This is a genomic window from Kutzneria sp. CA-103260 (assembly GCF_018263855.1).
Taxonomy (GTDB): domain Bacteria; phylum Actinomycetota; class Actinomycetes; order Mycobacteriales; family Pseudonocardiaceae; genus Kutzneria.
On sequence record NZ_CP073318.1, the window covers coordinates 4,410,130 to 4,430,498 of the forward strand.

Annotated in this window: 23 protein-coding genes; 8 read left to right on the plus strand and 15 right to left on the minus strand. The window is 67.0% G+C overall.

Translation table 11 applies throughout. The features are described from left to right. Positions 1-3: 3 nt before the first annotated feature. The 5 genes from JJ691_RS18895 to JJ691_RS18915 form a co-directional block, all read right to left on the minus strand. Positions 4-1,008 (minus strand): glycoside hydrolase domain-containing protein, encoded by a 1,005-nt coding sequence (locus JJ691_RS18895; protein WP_211770067.1) that lies wholly within the window; start codon positions 1,006-1,008, stop codon positions 4-6. Positions 1,009-1,176: 168 nt separating this feature from the next. After that, complete coding sequence (locus JJ691_RS18900) at positions 1,177-1,659, minus strand: HAD domain-containing protein (protein WP_211770068.1); 483 nt, start codon at positions 1,657-1,659, stop codon at positions 1,177-1,179. Continuing rightward, entirely contained in the window at positions 1,660-2,433 is a 774-nt protein-coding gene (locus tag JJ691_RS18905) for an SDR family oxidoreductase (protein WP_211770069.1), read from the minus strand. A 1-nt stretch (position 2,434) separates the two neighbouring features. Beyond that, positions 2,435-2,857, minus strand: coding sequence for a cupin domain-containing protein (locus tag JJ691_RS18910; RefSeq protein WP_211770070.1), 423 nt, complete (start codon positions 2,855-2,857; stop codon positions 2,435-2,437). After that, positions 2,854-4,056: an aminotransferase-like domain-containing protein gene (locus tag JJ691_RS18915; RefSeq protein ID WP_211770071.1), complete on the minus strand. Its 1,203-nt coding sequence runs from the start codon at positions 4,054-4,056 to the stop codon at positions 2,854-2,856. The genes JJ691_RS18910 and JJ691_RS18915 overlap by 4 nt, the downstream gene beginning before the upstream one ends. 111 nt (positions 4,057-4,167) lie before the next feature. On the opposite strand from JJ691_RS18915, the gene JJ691_RS18920 reads away from it, so the two are divergent. Continuing rightward, positions 4,168-4,719, plus strand: a complete 552-nt coding sequence (locus tag JJ691_RS18920) for an Lrp/AsnC family transcriptional regulator (protein ID WP_211770072.1) — start codon at positions 4,168-4,170, stop codon at positions 4,717-4,719. Positions 4,720-4,829: 110 nt separating this feature from the next. Here the strand turns inward: JJ691_RS18920 and JJ691_RS18925 are convergent, their stop codons facing one another. Continuing rightward, positions 4,830-5,252: a VOC family protein gene (locus tag JJ691_RS18925; protein ID WP_211770073.1), complete on the minus strand. Its 423-nt coding sequence runs from the start codon at positions 5,250-5,252 to the stop codon at positions 4,830-4,832. Positions 5,253-5,297: 45 nt separating this feature from the next. Between JJ691_RS18925 and JJ691_RS18930 the strand changes: the two genes are divergently transcribed. Next, a complete protein-coding gene (locus JJ691_RS18930; RefSeq protein ID WP_211770074.1) occupies positions 5,298-5,960 on the plus strand; it encodes a GntR family transcriptional regulator in 663 nt (220 codons plus the stop codon). Here JJ691_RS18930 and JJ691_RS18935 read toward each other — a convergent pair. Both JJ691_RS18935 and JJ691_RS18940 read right to left on the minus strand, forming a co-directional pair. Continuing rightward, positions 5,954-6,826 (minus strand): alpha/beta hydrolase, encoded by an 873-nt coding sequence (locus JJ691_RS18935; RefSeq protein WP_211770075.1) that lies wholly within the window; start codon positions 6,824-6,826, stop codon positions 5,954-5,956. The two genes, JJ691_RS18930 and JJ691_RS18935, sit on opposite strands and share 7 nt — an antisense overlap. Beyond that, on the minus strand, positions 6,826-7,878 hold the full coding sequence (locus JJ691_RS18940) for an SDR family oxidoreductase (protein WP_211770076.1): 1,053 nt from the start codon (positions 7,876-7,878) through the stop codon (positions 6,826-6,828). Before JJ691_RS18940 ends, JJ691_RS18935 begins: the two co-directional genes overlap by 1 nt. 98 nt (positions 7,879-7,976) lie before the next feature. On the opposite strand from JJ691_RS18940, the gene JJ691_RS18945 reads away from it, so the two are divergent. After that, positions 7,977-8,576: a TetR/AcrR family transcriptional regulator gene (locus JJ691_RS18945; protein WP_211770077.1), complete on the plus strand. Its 600-nt coding sequence runs from the start codon at positions 7,977-7,979 to the stop codon at positions 8,574-8,576. Here the strand turns inward: JJ691_RS18945 and JJ691_RS18950 are convergent. From JJ691_RS18950 to JJ691_RS53395, 7 genes are all read right to left on the minus strand, one after another. Continuing rightward, the gene (locus tag JJ691_RS18950; protein WP_211770078.1) at positions 8,569-9,495 is read right to left on the minus strand and encodes a LysR family transcriptional regulator; all 927 of its coding nucleotides are present in this window, start codon (positions 9,493-9,495) and stop codon (positions 8,569-8,571) included. The genes JJ691_RS18945 and JJ691_RS18950 overlap by 8 nt on opposite strands. 190 nt (positions 9,496-9,685) lie before the next feature. Further along, positions 9,686-10,834, minus strand: a complete 1,149-nt coding sequence (locus JJ691_RS18955; RefSeq protein ID WP_211770079.1) for a hypothetical protein — start codon at positions 10,832-10,834, stop codon at positions 9,686-9,688. A gap of 706 nt (positions 10,835-11,540) precedes the next feature. Beyond that, on the minus strand, positions 11,541-12,620 hold the full coding sequence (locus tag JJ691_RS18960; protein WP_211770080.1) for a hypothetical protein: 1,080 nt from the start codon (positions 12,618-12,620) through the stop codon (positions 11,541-11,543). A 67-nt stretch (positions 12,621-12,687) separates the two neighbouring features. Then, the gene (locus JJ691_RS18965) at positions 12,688-12,861 is read right to left on the minus strand and encodes a hypothetical protein (protein ID WP_211770081.1); all 174 of its coding nucleotides are present in this window, start codon (positions 12,859-12,861) and stop codon (positions 12,688-12,690) included. A gap of 16 nt (positions 12,862-12,877) precedes the next feature. Then, positions 12,878-13,720: an SAM-dependent methyltransferase gene (locus tag JJ691_RS18970; RefSeq protein ID WP_249228026.1), complete on the minus strand. Its 843-nt coding sequence runs from the start codon at positions 13,718-13,720 to the stop codon at positions 12,878-12,880. Between the two features lie 50 nt (positions 13,721-13,770). After that, a complete protein-coding gene (locus tag JJ691_RS53390; RefSeq protein ID WP_442912733.1) occupies positions 13,771-14,073 on the minus strand; it encodes a zinc finger protein in 303 nt (100 codons plus the stop codon). Positions 14,074-14,115: 42 nt separating this feature from the next. Then, positions 14,116-14,556, minus strand: coding sequence for an Imm1 family immunity protein (locus tag JJ691_RS53395; protein WP_442912734.1), 441 nt, complete (start codon positions 14,554-14,556; stop codon positions 14,116-14,118). Between the two features lie 439 nt (positions 14,557-14,995). Here JJ691_RS53395 and JJ691_RS18985 point away from each other — a divergent pair, with 439 nt between their 5' ends. The 5 genes from JJ691_RS18985 (at position 14,996) to JJ691_RS19005 (ending at position 20,353) form a co-directional block, all read left to right on the plus strand. After that, positions 14,996-16,321: an XRE family transcriptional regulator gene (locus tag JJ691_RS18985; RefSeq protein ID WP_211770084.1), complete on the plus strand. Its 1,326-nt coding sequence runs from the start codon at positions 14,996-14,998 to the stop codon at positions 16,319-16,321. A 333-nt stretch (positions 16,322-16,654) separates the two neighbouring features. After that, the gene (locus JJ691_RS53400; RefSeq protein WP_442912735.1) at positions 16,655-17,110 is read left to right on the plus strand and encodes a WhiB family transcriptional regulator; all 456 of its coding nucleotides are present in this window, start codon (positions 16,655-16,657) and stop codon (positions 17,108-17,110) included. Continuing rightward, entirely contained in the window at positions 17,110-17,445 is a 336-nt protein-coding gene (locus tag JJ691_RS18995; RefSeq protein ID WP_211770086.1) for a hypothetical protein, read from the plus strand. Before JJ691_RS53400 ends, JJ691_RS18995 begins: the two co-directional genes overlap by 1 nt. Then, positions 17,442-18,167: a hypothetical protein gene (locus JJ691_RS19000; protein ID WP_249228027.1), complete on the plus strand. Its 726-nt coding sequence runs from the start codon at positions 17,442-17,444 to the stop codon at positions 18,165-18,167. Before JJ691_RS18995 ends, JJ691_RS19000 begins: the two co-directional genes overlap by 4 nt. Positions 18,168-18,235: 68 nt before the next feature. Beyond that, entirely contained in the window at positions 18,236-20,353 is a 2,118-nt protein-coding gene (locus JJ691_RS19005; protein WP_211771569.1) for a cell division protein FtsK, read from the plus strand. Positions 20,354-20,369: the final 16 nt, after the last annotated feature.

A 20,369-nucleotide genomic window follows, 5' to 3' on the forward strand; every position in this document is an offset into this window, starting at 1 on the left:
CGCTCAGCTGCTGGCGGCCTTGTCGTGCAGCACCGTCGTCTGGCTCATGCCGTCCAGCGCCTGCCGCACGCCCGCGGCCACCGCCGCCGTCAACTGGTCGGCGCTGAGCGACCCGGTGCTCACCGGCATCGCCTTGGCCAACAACGCCGGCAGCTGCGCGATCGCCGCGGCCAGGCCCTCGATGGACTTGCTCTTGTTCACCCGGTCGGTGAACTCCTGGTTGCTCAGGCCGATCTCGCAGCTCGCGCCCGGCCACGCCTTCAGCGTCGCCTGCCCGACCGCCTCGCGGACCCCGCTGACCAGCGGACCGTCCTGGGTGGCGTACTGGGTCGGGTCGTCCAGGTTCTTCAGGAACACAGCCATGTCGTTTCCTCCCACCGCTACCGGCCGGTCCTGTTGGCCGAAATCGCTCTGGTGTGCCTCGTCGACGTCGCACTCCGTGCCGTCGATCGTGACGACGAGGTCGTTGCGTTGCAGCACATTGATCCTCGGGTCGACCTGGCCGCCCGACCACGCGATCGACTGCCACCCGTAGGTCGCCAGGCCGGCGTCCAACGCCCGCGACACCGCGTAGAAACCGCCGTACACGCCCATTCGGGCATGGCCCAGCACGCTGGCCGCGCCGGCCAGGTACTGCCCGCACGGCCCCAGTTTCGCCATCGGATCCGAGGAATTCGGCGCGTAGTCCGGGATGTCGAAGTCGATGCACATGTAGATCGGCCAGCCCGCCAGTCCACACGCGTTGACCTGCGCGATCGCCGCCTGCGCGTCGGCGATTCCGGCGGACCGCCCCAGCGTGGAGCGATCCGGCGCCGGGGGACGCAGCTTCTTCTCGAACACCAGCCCGATCGCGACGCCGGCGGCCCGCAGGTCCGCCACCTCAGCGGCACTGAGGAACACGTGCTCGCCCAACCCGTTGTCCAGATACCGCAGCACGAAGTCGTAGCCGGCGGCCCTGATGGCCGAGCCGCGCGGCCGTCCCGCGGAATAGTCCAGTCCTCTGATCACGTGTCACCGTCACACATGTCCACGGCAGCCCCCTTCAATTGCAGTGGCAGTGAGAAGTTTGGCCGACGTCCGCTCCCTCGGATGGCCACCGTCAACGGTAGCGCCCGAAGAGGCAGCCCCGCCGGCATTTCGCCATTCCTCCCGCCACCGGCCCACCCCCGACCCTCGTCAATCCGCCATCCGGGTCCGCCGACCCCACTCGGCCAGCGCCGCGTAGTCCGCCGCGACCAACCCCACCCGCGGATTGACCTTGTGCAGCAGGGCATCCCCGCCGTGGTGCGCCACCACCCAGGCTCGGTCGACCGCCCCGATCTCGTCATCCACCCAGGCAAACGGCCGACCGGCCGCGTACGCCACCAGATGCCGCGTCTTCCAATGCAGGCCAGGGGTTTCCTCGTCGTCGGAGTCGGGCCAGGCGACGATCGGCAGCGGTCGCAGGCCGAGCACGGGCGTGATCAGCTCATTGGCTTCGGACAGCCATGTGGTGGCCCAGACAAGATCGCCCGGGAGTGCGGACAACCGGGCGCCATGCGCCGGATCCAGGCGTTCGAGCAGCGGATTGACCGAATCGGTGTGGTGGCTCGGATAGGGGCCGCCGCCGAAGGGGATCAGCGTTCCGTCGACGTCCAGGAAGATCAGCGGGCGGTGCACTCACACATATTTGCCCATGCCGCCGGCGACGTCGATGACCGCGCCGGTGATGTAGCTGGCGCGGGCGCCGGCGAGGAAGGCGACGAGGCCGGAGACCTCGTCGACATGGCCGAAGCGGCCGAGGGGGACCTCGGCGGCGGCGAGGGAGTCGAGGAACTCGCCGCGGTCGGTGTCGGGGGCGCGGCGGGCGTGGATGTTGGCCCACTGCGGGGTGTCGACGAAGCCGATGTTCACGCTGTTGACGAGGATGCCGTCGGCGCCGAACTCCTGGGCGAGGGCCTTGTTCAGGTTGAGGCAGGCGGCCCGGACCACGGTGGTGGCGAAGAAGGCTGGGTCGGGCTGGCGGGCGTAGACGGCGTTGACGTTGACCACGCGGGGCGAGTCGCTGGCCCGCAGGTGCGGCAGGGCGGCCCGGAAGCAGCGGATCTGGGAGAACAGCTTGACGTCGAGGTCGGCCCGCCAGTCCTCGTCGGAGAGGGTCTCGAAGTCGCCGGGATGGGCCCGACCGGCGTTGTTCACGAGAATGTCCACACCGCCGAGCGCAGCGGCGGCTGAGTCCACAAAGGACTGGACGGAGGCGGCGTCGGTGACGTCGGCGACCTGGTGGAACACCTCGCCGTCGAGGGACTGGGCGGCGGCCGAGAGCTCGGCGGCGTTGCGGGAGCAGATGGCGACCCGGGCGCCCTCGGCGAGCAGCTCGGCGGCGACGGCCAGGCCGATTCCCTTGGAGCCGCCGGTGACGAGCGCCCGGCGGCCGGCCAGTCCGAGATCCATGTCAGTCCTCGACGGTCGACGGCGAGACCTGCGTGGCGGCGTAGTCGACCAGGGTCGACCGCGGCGGCGTGAACACGTCGATCTCCTTGCAGGTGGTGTCGAGCGTCCGCGCGCCGTGCGGCACCCATGGCGGCACGACAGCGACGTCGCCGGCCCGCATGGTCCGGGTGACGCCGTCGATGGTGAACTCGAACTCGCCCTCGGTGACGATGACGATCTGCTCCTCGGCGTGGCTGTGCGTCGGCGCCTCGGTGTGCGGCTCGTACGAGGCGAAGTTCAGCAGCATGCTCTGACCGAGCACGGGCCGGAAGTCCAGGCCCGGCACCAGAGTCATCGCCTGGATGGCGTCGACGTCGACGAACCGGCCGGGGGCGGTCGGCGTGCCGCCGCCCTCGGTGCTGAAGTGCTCCGAGCTGGTGGTCAAGACGCCCGCCTCTCCCGCAGGGACCGGACGGCGGCGGCCAACCGCGCGACGCCCTCGTCGATGTCGGACTCGCTGACTCTGCTGTAGGACAACCGAAGGTGCTCGTTGTCGCTAGCCTCGGCGAAGAACCCGGCGCCGGGCACGAAGGCGACCTTGCTCTCCCGGGCGACGTCGGCCAGCGCCACGGTGTCCACGCCGGGAACCCGCAGCCAGCTGAAGAAACCGCCACGCGGCACGGTCCACGTGCCCAGCCCCTCGAAGTGCCGTTCCAGCGCACCGACCAGCGCGGTGGCCCGACCCCGGTACAGGGCGCGAGCGAGCGGCAGATGCTCGTCGAGGTGCCCAGCGCGCAGGTACTCCTCCATCATCCGCTGCCCGAGCGCGCCGGCGCACTGGTCGGAGTTTTGCTTGGCCACGCACAGTCGCGTGACGACCTCGGCCGGACCGACGGCCCAGCCCAGCCGCACGCCGGGGAAGAACACCTTGGAGAAGGTGCCGATCTGCACGACCACGTCCGGCCCGAGCGACCACAGGCTGGGCCGCGGCCCGTCGTCGAAGCCGAGCTGGCTGTACGCCACGTCCTCGATGATCAGGATGCCGTGCCGCCGGCACAGCTCCACCAGCGCGGCCCGCCGCGGCACGGACATGGTGTGGCCACTGGGGTTCTGGAAGTCGGGAATGGTGTAGACGAGCTTCGGCGGCGCCGGGAGCGTGGTCAGCAACGCGTCCAGCGCGTCGACGTCGAGGCCGTCCTCGTCCAGGGGCACGCCGCGAAGCACGGGATCGAAGGCCATGAAGCCGGAGACCGCGCCGAGATAGCTGGGTTCCTCCACGACCACCACGTCGCCGGCATCGAGCATGGTCCTGGCGATCAGGGTGATCGCGTCGATGCCGCCGCTGGTCACCATCAGCTCGCCGTCGCCGGGCCGCCGGCCGTCGGTGGCGGCCAGCCGATCGGCCAGTGCCTCGCGGGTGCTGGCGATGCCCTCGCTCGGCGAGTACTGCAACGCCACCGCGGCGTCGGTCTCGATCAGCTTGTGGGCGATGTCGCCGACGACGTCCGTGGCGAACAGGGAGGGATCGGGGAAGCCCCCGGTGAAGTTGATCAGATCCCGCGCCCCGGCCAGGGCCAGGATGCCGCCGATGAGGTCGGGCGCGGTGCGGGCGCGTCGGGCCAGCCGCTCGCTCCAGTCGATCACATGCCACCCCCGCCTTGACAGGTACTTGCGTTTGCCAGGAGAGTTTCGTCACTGACCTTACATACGCATGGTCGAGGCGTCCAGACACCATTCAAGTGACGGAGAGTGACGATGGAATGGGTGAAGCCGCTCGGCGGCATCGCCGCGCACGCGGCCCCGCCCGTGGAGCCGGCCCAGCTGGACGCCGTCGACCTCCAGCTGTTGCTGCTGCTGAGCCAGGACGCCCGGATCTCCCAGCGCAGCCTGGCCCGTGAGCTGGGCATGTCCGCGCCCGCAGTGGCCGACCGGATCGCCCGGCTGCACCGGCAGGGCGTGATCGAGGGCTACGGGGTGCGGCTCAACTGGAGCGCCATGGGCTATCCCACGATCGCCTACCTGACCGTCACCGCGGCCGAGGGCGTCGAGCAGGGCTCGATCATGACCGAGCTGGCCGGACTGCCGGAGGTGGAGGAGGTCGTGATCGTCACCGGCGGGGTCGACATGCTGGTGCGGGTCCGCGTGCGTGACCACACCCACCTGCGCGAGCTGCTGATCAACCGGGTCTGGCAGATCGCCGGCATCCAGCGCACCAACACCTCGCTGTCGGTGGCCGAGATGCGGCCGAAGAACACCGCCAGCGAGCTGATCGCCGACATGATCCGGCGCGCCGGCCCGGGCCGCTGAGCGAACGGGGAAGCTGACCGAGGCGGCTCACCGAACTGCCCCGCCTTTCGGGCCGGCACAGGTCTACCGGCGGGTGCTGTCCGACGCCGAGCGGAACATCATGCTCGGCTTCACTTGGCGAACAGCTGGGCCTCGTCGCGGAACGCCTTGAACTCCAGGGCGTTTCCCGCGGGGTCGTGCAGGAACATGGTCCACTGCTCCCCCGGCTCGCCGGCGAAGCGCTGGTAGGGCTCGATCACGAACCGCGTGTCGGCGGCGCGGAGTTTGCCGGCCAGCACGTGGAAGTCCTCGACGGTGAGCACCAGGCCGAAGTGCGGCACCGGCACGTCGTGCCCGTCCACGGGGTTGCGGCCGGCCTCGTTGCGGGCGCCGGCGACGACGTGGGTGACGACCTGGTGGCCGTGGAAGTCCCAGTCCACCCAGTGCTCGGCCGACCGGCCCTCGGCCAGGCCGAGCACGCCGCCGTAGAAGGCGCGGGCGCGGGCCAGGTCGTCGACGGGGATGGCCAGGTGGAAGGCAGGGCGCGTGGTCATGGCTCCCACCTTGAAGCGCCGATGTTCGAATGTCAACATTAGGACATGAACCTGCCCAGGGCGGCCCGCCGCGGCCTGGCCGAGGAGTCGGCCGACCGGATCCGGGACGCGATCTTCGCCGGCCACTTCCCGCCCGGCGCGCCGCTGCGGGAAGTGGAACTGGCCGCCAGCCTCGACGTGAGCCGGGGGTCGGTGCGTGAAGGCCTGGCACTGTTGGAACGTGAGGGTTTGGTGCGCAGCGAATGGCATCGCGGCACCACCGTCATCGAGGTGACCCCGCGCGACGTCGAGGAGGTGTACACCGTCCGGGCCGCACTCGACCGCCTGGCCGCCATCACCGCCCGCACCGCCGCCAGCCCCGACGACCTCGCCGCCCTGGACCAGATCGTCGAGACCATGTCGTCCGATCTCGATCGCGGTGGCCCACGGCTACTGGCCCTCGACATCGCCTTCCACGACGCGGTGTACGCGGCCGCCGGCAACAGCCGCCTCATCCAGTCCTGGCAGGCGGTCCGGTCTCAGGTGTACCTGTTCCAACTGCGCCGGATCACGGTCAGCCCGCACGACTACCTCGCCCACGTCGTCGCCGAGCATCGCGAGCTGGCCGAACTGATCCGCGGCCACGACGCCAAAGCTCTGGCTCGCACGGCCGAGGAGCACGTGCACTCCGCCCGCCGCGCGCTGTTGGCACATCTCGCGCGTCACTGAACGATCCGGCGCAGGAACTCGACCTCAGCCTCGACCACCTCATCGAAGGCCGCGCCGCCCCGGTACACGTCGTAATGCGCGCCGGAATACCGAACCAGCTCTCCGCGCGCCGCCAGTTCGGCCACCCGAAGGGCGGGCCCGACCGGGGCCATCGCGTCGGTCTCGGCCACGACCATCAGGATCGGGATCCGGATCTCCGCCGCTTTCCGCACCGGCCGGTGCGCGCCGATGGCCAGCACCGACCGGGCGGTCACCCGGTTGCGCCACAGCCGCGCGTCGCCGGGGTCGATCAGCCTCGCGCCGGTCATCGCGTCGTCCGTCGCGACCATGGCCAGCTCCCCCGCGTCGCCGTTGACGGGCAGGTAGATCGGCCGCCGGCCGAGCATCGATCCCAGTTTGTCCAGCAACCCCAAGGAAACCAGCCGCACCAGCCGCGGCAGCGGAACGTTCCGCGTGCCGGCCGCGCCGTCCACGAGCGGCGCCTGGGCGATCGCGCCCGCCAACGCCGGATCGGTCGCCGCCAGCTCGACCACGTGCATGCCGGCGAACGACGTGCCCCAGACGACGATCCGGTCCGGGTCGAGGTCCGGCTGCGCCCGTGCCCACGCGATCACGGCCCGGTAGTCGTCGAGTTGCCGGGGAACGCTCAGCTCATCACGCGGCCAGCCGGCCGACGAGCCCCACTGCCGGTAGTCGAAGGTGATCGCGGTGACCCCCTCGGCCTGGAAACGTTCGGCAAATGGTTGCAGCCCACCGGCTTTCACCGCGCCCAGGCCGTGCCCCATGACCACGGCCGGCTTGCGGCCGGCGGCGCTCGCCGGATGGACCCAGGCCTCGATCCCTCCGATGTGGACGGTGGCGCGCATCAGCGCCGCCCGGGGATGATCTTGTCGCGGCGCAGCCCGTCCACGAACTCGGCGAAGGACCGCTCGCTCTCGACGAAGCCGTCGAAGCCGTGCCGGCGCGCCTTCATCGTGGACCGGAAGATGTCGCTGCCCATGTTCAGGATCGCGTCGGCGAACGGCCAGCTGGCGGTCTCCTCGAACTTGGTCGCCACCAGGCCGTGCCGGGCGACGATCCGGTCCCACACCGGCGCCTTGTCGGCCATCACCTCAGCCAGCCGCATCGGCCGCGGCTCGGCGTGGGGCAGGCGGTAGGTCTCGGCCAGCCGCGGCCACAGCGTCGACCACCGGAAGACGTCCCCGTTGGTGATGTTGAACGCCTCCCCGGCGGCGGCCGGCGTGGTCGCGGCCCACTCGGCCGCCCGGGCCAGCAGCCGGGCGTCGGTCAGCTCGTACACCGAGTCCCAGGTGGCGAGGCTGCCCGGGAACGCGAACGGCACGCCGAGCTCCGCGCAGATCTCGGCGTAGACGGTGATCGCCATGCCGAGGTTCATCGGGTTGCCCAGCGCGTACCCGATCACCGCCTCCGGCCGCAGCGCCGACCAGCCGAAGCCGTGCCGGCCCGCGGCGGCCTCCAGCCAGTCCTGCTGGTCGTAGTAGAAGTTCGGCGGCAGGTGCCGGGGCGCGTCCTCGCGCACCGGGGTCCTGGTCGGTCCGAGTTGGAACCCGTACCACTTGCCGCCCTCGATCAGGTTGACGTGCCGCAGGTTCGGCGCGACGGCGGCGATGGCGTCGACGGCGTTGGCCAGCAGGGCCACGTTCGGCTCGACCTCCTCGGCGAAGGTCGGCTTCATCAGGTAGGCGGCGTAGAAGACGTGCGTGGTCTCGTGGAGGCCGGCCAGCGCCTCCCGAGCCCCGTCGCGGTCGAGCAGGTCGACGGCGACGGCGCGACCCGGCCGCTCCGGCCGGGGCCGGCGGGACAGGGACACCACGTCCCAGCCCGCGCCGGCCAAGCGGTCGACGATCGCTCCCCCGGTGACGCCGGTGCCGCCGACGACAACCGCGTGTCCAGTCATCAGATCCTCCTAGTCGAGACGAGACGATTCCGTCTCGACTAGCACGCTAATGCAGGTCCAAACGGCACGCAACCGTCTCGTGTCGTAAGCTGAGCCACGTGACCACCGAACCGCAGGCCAGGCGCACCTCCGGCGGTCCGGTGCTGCGGGACGACGTGACCGAGGCGATCCGGGTCGCGTTCTTCGAGGAGATGGCCGAGGTCGGCTACGGCCGGCTGTCCCTGGACGCGGTGGCCAAGCGGGCCAACGCCGGCAAGGCGGCGATCTACCGCCGCTGGCCCGGCGGCAAGGACGCGATGACGGTGGCCCTGCTCAAGGACTTCGCCGCCGAGGTGCTCCAGGTTCCGGACACCGGCACGCTGCGCGGCGACGTGCGGCAGTTCCTGGTCAACGCGTGCGCCACGCTGGAAGACCCGCTGACCCGGAACATGCTGCCCGACCTGATGGCCGAGGCCGGCCGCAACCCGGCGCTGGGCGACGCCTTCGTCGGGGCGTTCGCCATGCCCCGGCGCGACAAGGCCGAGCAGATCCTGCACCGGGCGGTCGAGCGCGGCGACATCCCGGCCGACACCGGCCTGGACGTGGCGCTGGAGCTGATGACCGGGCCGGTCTACTGGCACACGGTGGTCATCCGCAGCAGCACCGACGACGCCTACTTCGACCAGTTGACCAACACGATCCTCAAGGCGCTCAGCTGAGGTGCGGGTCGCCCTCCGGCAGCCAGCCGCCGACCTCGCACTCCACGTCCCGCACCACGGCCTCCACCGTCTCCAGCACGGCCCGCCGCACCTCGTCCCGGCGCCACACCAGCGACCACGTCCACATCGGCGCCGGGTCGACGATCGGCCGCCGCACCAGGTCCGGCGGCAACAGGACCTCCTGGCCCTTGGGTGAGTTCAGCAGCGGCCGCCGGATCCGCCGGACGTGGTCGACGAAGGCCTCGCCGGTGATGCCGCCGTCGGAGATCCGCACGATCTTCGCCCCGGTGTCGCGGGCGAAGGCCTCGGCGTAGACGTTCCACGAGGACCAGGAGTTCTCGTCGTCGTCGACCGGCACGACCACGTCGGCCGCCCGCACGGGTGTTTCGTCGTCACCGACGCTGATTGCGTGCAGGCGGTCCACGCCCAGCAGCCGCGCATTGAGTCCCAGCCGGGCGAGGTCGGCGTCCAGAACCCAGCAGATCGCCAGGTCGAGGCTGCCTTCGGCGACCCGGGCGGCCTGCGCGTGCGAGGGCACCACCCAGGTGTCGACGATCAGCTCGGCCACCGCCGCGGCCCGCGACCGCAGGTCGGCCGGCCGCCAGTTCACGTAGCCGAGCCGCACCTGCTCGGTGCCGGCCAGCCGGCCGGCCCGGCGCTTGAGGTCGTCGGCCTGCTCCAGCAGGGCCTTGGTGTGCGGCAGCAGTTCCGCGCCAGCGGAGGTCAGCGCCACGCCGCGGCGGTTGCGTTCGAACAGCGCCACCCCGAGGTCCCGCTCCAGCGCCTTGATCTGCTGGGACAGCGACGGCCCGGCGATCAGCAGCCGCTCGGCCGCCCGCCCGAAGTGCAGCTCGTCGGCGACAACCACGAATTTTCTAATGCGCTCCAGATCGAGCGTTGGCCTGGTGTAATCCGTCACAGCCCCTCCTGGACCCGTCGTGGCCAGCCGACATCTGCGAAACGATCACTCAGAGAGGACTGTCCCGCCACCCGTCTCATCCTGCCGTGCGTCGGGACGGGAGCGGGCCATGCTGGCAGCACCCCGCCGACGGACACTGAGCAGTTCACTGAGCAGTTTTGATCTTGCTCGGCGGTGCGATCCTTCTCCCCTAGAAAGGAGGAAGACCCACAAGCCCTTTAGCACTGTCGTGCGCCCGAGCGAATGACTGCCGATCAACCCATTCCAAATCAAGCATTTGACGGATCTTCTCGTCGTTCTGAAAATCACTTCGATGCAAAGCGTGCGGATTTGAAGGGTCGACCGAAACAATAAAATCTTCAGTGACCACCCATTGAGGTGGGTGGAATTCGACGATCCGTGTAACTCGATTCCAGACCTGCCACTCAGACCCGATCGATAGGGCGTAAGCGATTTCAAGAAGCGATTGCAGGTCGACAAAGATTCGCGTCGGATCGAACACGTCGTCACCAGGATGACGTCCGATCGCTTGGACGGCAGTGTTCAAGGCCATCAAAAAATCGACCGATTCTTCTCCCTCTGCCCAATCGACAAGCGAGATCATTTCCGGACCGCTATCTTCCAGCCGAACAAGAGGGAACTCCTCATATCCGTTAGCGCCAGGAAGAAAGCGGACATTTAGAATTGTGCGAGGCAGAGCAACTCGACAACCGGACGACGGTATCATACCGAGCTCATACGCTCGGTCAATTGCATCACGAACGCCGTTATAGGTTGGGGCGACACCGACAGAGCGAAAGAGTTCGGCATCTCTCTGCCTGGTCGCGGCTAAGCGCGCCCTGTATGCCACTTCCAGCGTGCTCAATGGCGTGGACTGACCTTTGCCGACATCGCCAGTCGGCATGTCTTCGGTACTTGGAGCGTCTACATCGAGTTGTCGACTTTCTGCGTGGCTCTCCTTGGCCGAAACATCGGCTGTTGCAGTCCGCAAGGGTGGTGCTTCGTCGTCTTGAGCGCGCCGTGACCTATCGGCCGACTCTCCCTTGGCCTGGTACCACAGTTCGCGCCATTGATCGAGATCCGCTAGATCGGCTGACAACGGCACATCGTGGCGTTGGGCATACAAGCAGCACGCCCGGACTAGTATGATCAACTGATCCAGGCTGGGTTGACTATTGCCGCTGAGCTTGTCCTGGATCGTGGATCTGGCGACCGCGCGCGGTCCGACCTCGCCGGTCAGCCGGCGCAAATCGTCCAACGATGGATGGCCGGCACGAACACGCAAGTCGCGAAGGCGCTGAGTAACCAGCGACGCTTCGGAAACTGGCTGCTTCTCCAAGGATATCCCTCGCCCCTTGATCGCGTCCGGGTTCGTCCGGGTTCGTCCGGCCAGGGTTGATCGTACCCGGACACCTGGACGGAGAACGCCGGACACAGCCGGGGTCATGCGAGGGAGTCGCAGACGGGCGGACGGACGACGTCTCATAAAGGTCAGTTGCTGACCGTGCAGCCGGACCTTCCGGCGTTACCGACAGGAGAACAACGTCATGCCTGCCCTCTCACACAAGGTCACCCTGTGGGGGCTGGCTACTGCGGTAGCCGCTGCTGATGGCCGACTGTTGCTGCTCTCTACTCTGATTGTCATAGTGCTATTCATGGGCAGCGTCGTGTGGCCAGCTGTGTGGTCCAGGAACCAATCACGTCGGCAGGCGGCTCGCAAGGTCCTCCAGATGATCACCTTGTCGGCCATTCCAGTCGGTACAGGTGTCCGCCGACGCCCGAGGCGGCCTGCTGACGATGAAGAGTGCTCCAAGGAGTAGGCCCGTGACCCTCGACAGCGGATTGCCGAGGGTCACGGGCCTCTGTGCGGCGCGTGTCAGGCGGTGGACCGTCGTACGGTGCGCGTCTCGATTCGGTCCAGTGCGCCCGCTATGGAGTTGACAGCCCGGTCCGAGAGGGGCGGCAGAGCAGCGCATGCCGCCCGCCAGTACTGATCGTTGCCGAGCGGGTCTCCGGCGGTGGTCAGGTCATCGATTCGGACGAAGCTAGTCATGTCCGATTCCGTTCACAACCTTGGAGAGTTCCTGGGCGGGCAGCTTCATGACACGGTCGAATTCTGCCCATGCCGCCCGTGTGTCAATCGGCGCGAACGACGGTTGCGCGGTCAGTGGTGACTGACAGAGAACGATTCGTGCCGCACTAGCGCCGCTTGGCTCAACAGACGTGATCGTGATGGTCCCGTCCGCTGCGGGCGTGACGATGAACCGATCACCCGGCAGGCCGGCCACCGGATGAACAAGGGCGACGGCAACGTGGGGTGCCGTATGCCCCCCGGCCCAAGTCAGATGGATATCCGTGAGGCCGCTAGGTTGGGCGGTAAACCATACGGTATCGCCAAAAATCCGAAGGCGACGCAGTAGCGCGCTAGCCAGCCGCCCCGGGCCGGGGACACGACCACGCGTGATCGCCGCCCGCTCCGGATCGGTCAGCGGTTCGTCGAAGTATGTAGGCCATCGATAACCGGTCAGCATGCGCGCGTACCCAAGCATGCCGGCCCACTGACGAACGCTCATGTTCGCCAGGTGGACGGATCCCGATCCGGTGGCGTCAGCCAGATACAATTCGACATGTCGGCGGTGTATCCGCACACGCAAGCCAGCGAGTCCCCGCACGGTGCCATCGACAACACGGGGAAGCAGCGTCGTAATCATCGGCGTAGCAGCCGACGCGCGCATGTGCATCGTGATGCTTCCGCCTTCGACGGCCGGGCGGACCGCCACGCACACCGGCATCGGCGCAACCACCTTGGTTTCCGGCCACTGGTAGGGCGCGATGCCTCCCAGCGCGTACAGGATCCCGGCTTCAAGCTGTTGCTGGCCGGAATCGGCGGCATCGGCCAGCACCGCGCGGCGGATCCGACCGGTCACCGGTGGATCACAGTTTTCACCGAGTAGTCGGGCCTCAAAACCAGAGTTCATGATCTTACTGGTCTTTTCTCGGCTCCCGACCGGGAGAGTGCGAAGGCCAGCAGCGACAGCAGGCAACAGGCTGCTATCGGTTTCGCCTGTGTAGGACCGGCGCAGTTCGCGAAGTTGCAAGACAAGCGAGGGGTTCTGTCCAGCCATGAAAAAGTATGCTCCAAGCAGCCTGAGGCGGGGGACGTGGCGGCGGACGCCGCTGGCGGGGATCTCTTTACGTGCTGCGCCGCCCGCCCGGCTCCGCTTCCCGCATTGCGGCCTGCAATGCGTCCAGGACCGAACGAAGTTGATTGATGTCGTTATGGGTCATGTCGAACACACTGGGCCACTCGCGTCCGATGACCAACTGTCCCGTCTCGGAATCCAACACGGTGCCAATAATCTTCACGCGCCGTCACCCCGAATCAGGTCATGTGAGCGACGGCGGCGAAGGCCAGCGACTGGGCCGGGTCGCCGATGTCGGCCCAGTGCTCCGGCCGCCACTGCGGCGTGTAGACGACGCCCGGGAACACCAGGTGATCGAACGGGGCCAACATCCCGGTGATCTCCGACCGTGACCGCAGGTGCGCCGTGTTCTGCGTGTGCCGGTATATCTCGACCACGTCCGCAAGCCGGTCAGGGTAGTCCGAGGCGGTGGCGTGCGAGAGCGCGAGATAGCTACCCGAGGCCATGGCGTCGGAGTAGCCGCGCACGATCTCGTCAGGGCGGTGTTCGTCGGGCACGAAGTGCAGGACCGCGCACATCAGCACCATCAGCGGCTGTGAGAAGTCGATCAGACGCTTGGTGTCCGGATGGTGCAGAACGCTGTTGGGCCGGGTGATGTCTTCATGGACGTAGGTGGCGTTCGGTTTGTCGCGCAACAGGTCCATGCCGTGGGCGACCGCCACGGGTTCGCAGTCGACATAGACCACGCGAGCGTCCGACACGGCCTGTTGAGCGATCTCGTGCACATTGCCGGCGGTGGGTAGACCAGAACCCAGGTCGAGGAACTGACGGATCCCACGGGTGAGGCCATACTCAACCGCTCGCCGCAGGAAACTACGGTTGTCGCGGGCGAACTTGCGCGCCTCGGGCAGCACCGCCAAGACTTCCGCAGCCTTGACCCGGTCGACCTCGAAGTTGTGCGAACCGCCAAGGTAGTAGTCGTACATGCGGGCGGCGCTGGCACGCTCGATGTCCACACCGGACGGTTCCCATGTCGAATTACGCGCCCACATGGGTGGTTTGTGGCCATCGTCCGTGGTCATGCCGATCTCCTTGTGCTGCCGGTCCAACTGTTACGTGTGTCATGAGGCGGTCACGAAGACTGCCGCTTGCGCTGATGTGTTGCGGGCATTGACACTTGCGCGGGGGCGGCTGGGCGAACCACAAGCCCCGCAAGCGCAACGTGAGTGCACTTCTTCGCTTCGTCCCAGCAGCCTTCACATGTCGGCCACGTCCACTCGGTTGATCCGAGACGCTGCGTCGGCACCGTCACGCGCTCACCGATCAGAGTCGTGATCTCGTTCCCGGGGCCGACGGGGCCAGCGGGCACGGCGTGCCGCCTACCGTCGGCAGGCAACCACCGGTAAGTCCTGATTTCAGCCCCAGCCACTCTCATCTCACCTCCGATTACTGACTCGCACGTGGTAGCGAAAAAGATTTAATAGCGGTCGTAAGGTCGCCACTGTATGCAAGTCGGCCGACTCCTTGTGTCTAGCCACTCAATCAAAGCGTTCCGTGCATCCGAAATCGGTATAGCGGCCGTGCGTGGAAATATCGCGCCCGTAGATCCGTTGAATATTAGAAAAACTTCCGGAAGCGGCCTTATCGGGTTAAACGAGTTGACCACCGGATGATCCGGGTCATCATGATCCATGTAGTTCAATGCCGCATATCCCGCCGACGGAGAAACGCTGACACGCATCTGACTATTCGGAAATGGGCCCTCCTTGCTAGTATGGAACTCGACATCACCGACAGCCATCGTGGACTCCCAATCGGCGTGATCTAGACACAGAATCTCCTCTATGAGGGCATGAGATTCAGTCAAGCCGCGGGACACTCTTGCCACCCCAGTGGTAAGCAATGCCGTAACAATCATGTACACAGATTGACGGCTAGGTCGAAATTTACTGGGAGCATTTCCAAACTCTTCTCTTCGCACCTCGAAGGTCAATACCAACCAATGTCAAGTTAATTAGTGACTTTGATGGTGGCGATAGGCTTGTGCCGGGTCTATACCGATCTGCGCATGCGCTATGTCGCCGCCGGAATAAGGCCAGGTCCAGACGCCGGCCTGGCGCCCGAGCTTCACCCCACTGGTGGGTACCCGTGGCGCTATGTACGCTGATCAGTGGGGATGTCGGCGAAGGCTCGGAGATCACATGAGTGCACTTGGCCACCAGGGGGGACACGAGTCCGCAGCATCAGGCGGACGCCGCTGTCAGGGCTGCGGGGCACAGCTCGCGGCGGACAACAACGCACGCCTGTGCGGCCGGTGCCACCGGGAGCTGCGCGACGAGCTCCGAACCCCACCCGCCGTGCTCAGGGCCGAGTTTTTCGAGACTGACGAATTTCGGGCGGCCTTTGAAAGCCAGCACATCGGCAAGGTCTTTCGGGCATACCGAAATCATCCTCGTTACCTACAGTTGTTCGGCAAAGCCATGAACCAAGACGTTCTCGGCCGCTGGCTTGGTTTGACACAGGCACAGATAAGCAAGATGGAGAACGCTAAGCACCCCGAGCAAAATCTAGACCTTCTTCGCAACTACGCGCTATCCCTACATCTGCCACAAAAAATGCTCTGGTTCGATCTTCCCGGGCAGAGCAGACTGGAAGCCCCTGGACGGCAATCCTCGCCAGCAACCGACAGTGGCCTGATTGTTGCACAAAGCCGGGATGAAATACTTGTCGCAAACACCGGCATGGACACCCTCGAACTAATTCAGCGCCTACGGTCGTCATCACTCAATCCTGCAACACTCGACGCGCTGAACATTACCGTGGAACAATTGTGCTGCGATTATGCCCACAAGGACGCTCACGAACTGATGGCCGCCGGTCGGGATTGGCTGAGCAAGATGACCGACTTGCTTGACAATCGCCTCACTCTCGCACAGCATCGCGAAGTACTTAATAACGCTGGGATGTTGGCGCTCCTGGTGGGTTGCCTTGAATACGACGTCGGGGACGCGCAGTCAGCCGAAGCAACTCGGCGCATGGCCCTTACGCTAGGCAAGGAATCAGGCGAGCCTGGAATTGTGGGGTGGGGCTACGAGATGCTTGCCTGGTTCCACCTTACCGCAGGAAACTACCGCGCGGCCATTTCGGCAGCCGAGACCGGTGCCATCCTTGCACCGTCGCAATCCGTTGCCGTTCAGCTCTACGGGCAACAAGCGAAGGCGTATGCGCGCATGGGAAGGCCAGAAGAGGTGCACAAGGCACTAGAGAATGGTCGCGCGCTACTGGATAAGCTCCCCTATCCCGAGAGGCCCGAGAACCATTTCGTGGTCGATCCGGATAAGTGGGACTTCTACGCGATGGACACCTACCGCATCGTTGGCGAAGACCAGCTAGCAAAGCGCAACGCCGAAGAAGTTATCCGGCGCAGCGTCACGCCCGAGGGGTTTGTTATCTCGCCGATGAGAAGCCAGGAAGCACAACTAACTCTTGCCGTCATTGCCGCGCGCAAGGGGGATATCGAAGCTGCGAACGCGCTAGGCATCGAGGCGTTGCAGAGTGGGCGGCAGAGCCTGCCCTCCCTGCTCATGGTTGGCAACGAACTGGCACATGAGTTGGAGACCTACGGCCCGGGCGCTGGGGCGGAGTTCCGCGCCCTGCTACGCGAGACCATTGCCCGACGCTAGATCGAAAACGCTCCCGAGCTGCACGGCTAGCTAGCGTCGGCCGGACAGCAAAGATCAACATTCTCACCCAGAATGCAGGGGCGGCGATATTCTTTCTCGGAATATCGCCGCCCTCAAACATGCCTTCGACCTGAGGTATTCTCAGCCAGACATAGGCATATTCACTTGCCGACATAGTGGTTGCCCCCGCCCGGCGGCTTACTTGATTGCAACGGCCCACAAACCAGCGGGCCGAACAATCAAGCAAGGGACAACCATCATGAAGTTTTCTCGTTCTAGTCTGATTCCAATTAGCCACGTGGCATGGCTGACTGGCCGCAGTGAGGCCAGCGTATGCCGCGCTATTCGGACCGGCGTGTTGCCGGTGGTGCGGCGGCGTGGTCGGGTTCTGGTTCCTGCCTGCGTTCTGGCGCATCTAGCGGACCACCCCGTTGGGGGTGCGTCCCTGTGAACGATCAACACTTCGAGCAGGTAGCCGCCGAATTGGACGACTATGCATCCATATCGGACTACGCGCTGGCACATGCTGTGCGCTACCAAGGTTCGTGCGGCTGGGTGGACGCCAGCGGCGGGACTCCAGAGTGGACCGGGGACGACGACACCGATCGGGAGCTTGCGGCCCCGATCTGCGCCGGGTGCCCTGTCCAGCGGGAGTGTCTGGAGTGGGAGTTTCGGACCCACGGTTATGCGATCGGGAGCGTGTGGGGGCCGCTGAGTGCGGCTGATCGCCGTGCGGTCTATCTGCACTGGCGAGACCGGCGGGACAACGGCGGGGCGGGTGGTCGGTGATGGCGACCATCAGCTTGAGCCCGGTGGAGATCCTGGCCGGTGTCGGGGTGCTGCTGGTGCTGCTGTGGGTGTGGCGGGCCGGTGCCCGGCGGGCGAAGGCGGCGGCCGAGGCAGCGCGGTCCGGGGCGCGGTTGGTGTCGCTGGCCGGGCGGGTGTCGTTCACCGCCGGTCTACTCGCCGGCGTGCAATGGGTGGTCCTCACCCATGGCCCGGAACTGTGGCTAACGCTGGTCGTGCTCGGCCTGCCGGCGCTGTTCGCCTCCTACGCGCTGACACGAGCGTTGACCATCACCACGCACGACATGCCACGCCGCCGGGGCGGTGGTCGACTATGACCGGACACGACACACAGGAGCAACTGCGCCCAGTCGGCGCTGAGCCGGTCGAACACGTCGCGGTCGAGGTGGATCGGCTGTGCTGGACGGGGATCCTGCTGGGGCTGGCGTTCACGATGACCAACGTTCAGCAGTTCGCCGCGAACGGTGCCGTGGCGTGGTCACTGCCGTGGTGGTCGGCATGGCTGCTGGACCCCATGGTGTCGCTGGTGTTGCTGGCGATCCTGCGGGCCGAGCAGATCACCGCCCGCTACAGGGTGCGGACCGGTGGGTGGGTGCGGGCGGCGAAGTGGTTCACGCTCGCGGCCACCTACGTCATGAACACCTGGCAGGCGTTCACGGCCGGTTCGCCTGCGTTGGTGGTGCTGCACTCGGTGCCGCCGCTGGTGGTGTTCGTCGCGGCCGAGGCGGTCACCGATCTACGGGACAAGTTGGGGCAAGCGGTCACAGCGGCGTTCATGAACGCTCCGACCGTGCCGCAGGTGCTGGCCGCCGCCGACGTGTCGACGCCGGTGCCGGCCGAGCCTGAACCTGCTGCGCCGACACGGCGCACGTCGTTCGCCGATTACCTCGCCACGGCGCGTGCCGCGCGGACACCAGGGACGGGGGTGACACCCGCGTGGGTGCGGGAGGTCACCGGCTGTTCCCGAGGTCTGTCGTCGCGGTTGGCCGCCGCGCTCCGCGCCGATGCCGTCGTGAACGGGACGGAGGCGGGCCAGTGACCACTCCGGAGGACAGGACAGAGCCCGCCGCGAGCAACGCGCTTCCGGTCGCCGCACGGACCCGGGACCTGGAGCGGTTCGGGCCCGTCTATGACGGCGAGTTGGTGGAGGAAGACCCAGCCCCGCCGCGCCCTGCGGTCGGCCGTCGGTTCATGAACTGGTGGCAGCGTTCACCGCACGTGCCCGCCTGGCTGAAGACTCGGCAGGCAACGCGGGATGCCGGCAAGGACGTCGTCGTGTGGCTGCTGCGGTCGCCGTGGCGGTTCGTCGGCGCGGTGGCGCGGGGTCTGGTGGTCGCCGTGCGCGGGTGGCGTCGCTGGGTGCGGGTGCTCGACTACCGGGAAGCGGCTGAGCAGTCGGAGAAGTTGGCGGACAAGTTCGTGGAGATCCGCGCGCTCACGCTGTTCCGGTGGAAGGTCACCGGCGTCGTGGTCGTGGCCGGGGCGGTCGCGCTGTTGGTCGCCGATCTCGTGTTCGGTGACCACGCACTGTGGATCGGCGGCGGTGTCGCCGCTGTGGCGCTGGCGGTCGCGGGACGGCGCAAGGACGGTGCTCCCGGGCGCAAGCCGGTGTTGTCCGGGCCGCGCTCGCTGGCGTGGACGATGGACCCGCAAGTGTTGGTGGACGCGTTCCGCGACGCCAAGTTGATCGGCAAAGAGGAGTCGCTGCGGTTGGTGGAGCGCGCCCGGCGGATCGGGGACGGGTGGGCCATCACGGTTGACCTGCCCGCGACCCGCAAGGCGGCCGACGTGATCAAGCATCGCGACGCGTTGGCCTCAGCGCTGGCGGTCGATGAGGTGCAGCTGATCGCCGAACGGGTGCGCGGTCAAGGTGGGCACGCGGGCCGGGTTTCCTTGTGGGTGGCCGATGACGACCCCTACGCCGGTCCACCGCTGCGCACACCGTTGCTGGATGTGCAGTGGTGGGATGCGTGGCGTCCGGTGCCGTTCGGCCGGGATGCCCGTGGGCGCCAGGTTGATCTTCCGCTGGTGTGGACGTCGCTTCTGGTCGGCGCGATTCCTAGGCAGGGCAAGACATTCGCTACCAGGCTCGCGGCCGCGGGATTGGTGTTGGACCCGTACACACGGCTGTATTTCTTTGACGGCAAGGGAGGCAAGGACTGGTCGGCGGCTGAGCAGGTCGCCTACCGGTTCGTGTGCGGTGATGAGCAGGCGCACGCCGAGGCTGTTCGGGACTACTTGGTGGAACTGGTCGGGGAGACGCAATCCCGGTACGCGCGAATGGCCACAATGGACGACGAGTTGTGTCCGGAGTCGAATATCACGCCTGCGATTTCGCGGGATGTCGACCTGGGGATGCCGGTCACCGCGGTGATCATCGACGAGGTTCAGGTTTACCTGGAAAGTGTTGTGCGGCAACAGGTCGGCGGTAAGAAGACGACGCTCGGGGAGTACATCGCGGACCTGTTGACCTACCTGGCTCGCAAGGGGCCGGCGGCCGGGATCGTGGTCATCCTGGCGACGCAGCGCCCGGACTCGACCACGATTCCGTCCCGGTTGCGGGCGGTGCTGGGGTCGCGGTTGGCGTTGCGGGTGATGGACTGGCGGGACTCCAACATCGTGTTGGGCGAGCAGATGAACACCCGGGGCTATGACGCGTCCATGCTGTTGCCTTCTCACAAGGGGGTGGGGATCCTGCGGCCGGACGGCGAGACCGACGCCGGGGCCGACGTGGTGGCGATGACGGTGCGCACGTACTACATGCCCAACGCGGAATGGCGGGAGGTCTGCGAGCGGGGCCGGGCGTTGCGTGCGGCGGCCGGCACGTTGGCCGGTCACGCGGTCGGAGACCACGAGCGGCGGGCGATCGACGCGGCGGCGGTCGTCACGGCGCTGGGCGCTGGCCGGTCGGCGGCCCCCTCCCCTGAGGGTCGGGTGGTGTTGCCGGAGCCGTTGGCGTCCGTTGTGGACTATCTCGGAGAGGAGATCGACGAACGGGAGTTCGTCCCCACAGCCGAACTGGTCGACGCGCTGAACGCGGAGCCGACCTTGTTCGGCCGGCAGATGCGGGAACTGGGCTGCCAGCCAGCACGCGACTACGCGCCCCAAGACGACGGGACCGAACGGCGAGTGCGCGGTTACCACACCGTCGCCATCCGGGCGGCGGTCGCGGAAGCGCATGCCCGTGCCGCCGGTGACGGGGCCGGTGACGACGATGGCCCCTAGCCACCGCAACCCGTCC

Excerpts from the sequence above, each read along its gene's own strand:
- JJ691_RS18905 (WP_211770069.1), bottom strand. The coding sequence starts at position 2,433 with ATGGATCTCGGACTGGCCGGCCGCCGGGCGCTCGTCACCGGCGGCTCC.
- JJ691_RS18925 (WP_211770073.1), bottom strand. The coding sequence starts at position 5,252 with ATGACCACGCGCCCTGCCTTCCACCTGGCCATCCCCGTCGACGACCTG.
- JJ691_RS53400 (WP_442912735.1), top strand. The coding sequence starts at position 16,655 with ATGCCGCGCTATTCGGACCGGCGTGTTGCCGGTGGTGCGGCGGCGTGG.
- JJ691_RS18960 (WP_211770080.1), bottom strand. The coding sequence starts at position 12,620 with ATGGCTGGACAGAACCCCTCGCTTGTCTTGCAACTTCGCGAACTGCGC.
- JJ691_RS19000 (WP_249228027.1), top strand. The coding sequence starts at position 17,442 with ATGACCGGACACGACACACAGGAGCAACTGCGCCCAGTCGGCGCTGAG.
- JJ691_RS18995 (WP_211770086.1), top strand. The coding sequence starts at position 17,110 with ATGGCGACCATCAGCTTGAGCCCGGTGGAGATCCTGGCCGGTGTCGGG.
- JJ691_RS18970 (WP_249228026.1), bottom strand. The coding sequence starts at position 13,720 with ATGACCACGGACGATGGCCACAAACCACCCATGTGGGCGCGTAATTCG.
- JJ691_RS18940 (WP_211770076.1), bottom strand. The coding sequence starts at position 7,878 with ATGACTGGACACGCGGTTGTCGTCGGCGGCACCGGCGTCACCGGGGGA.
- JJ691_RS53395 (WP_442912734.1), bottom strand. The coding sequence starts at position 14,556 with ATGATTGTTACGGCATTGCTTACCACTGGGGTGGCAAGAGTGTCCCGC.
- JJ691_RS53390 (WP_442912733.1), bottom strand. The coding sequence starts at position 14,073 with ATGAGAGTGGCTGGGGCTGAAATCAGGACTTACCGGTGGTTGCCTGCC.
- JJ691_RS18935 (WP_211770075.1), bottom strand. The coding sequence starts at position 6,826 with ATGCGCGCCACCGTCCACATCGGAGGGATCGAGGCCTGGGTCCATCCG.
- JJ691_RS18930 (WP_211770074.1), top strand. The coding sequence starts at position 5,298 with ATGAACCTGCCCAGGGCGGCCCGCCGCGGCCTGGCCGAGGAGTCGGCC.
- JJ691_RS18920 (WP_211770072.1), top strand. The coding sequence starts at position 4,168 with ATGGAATGGGTGAAGCCGCTCGGCGGCATCGCCGCGCACGCGGCCCCG.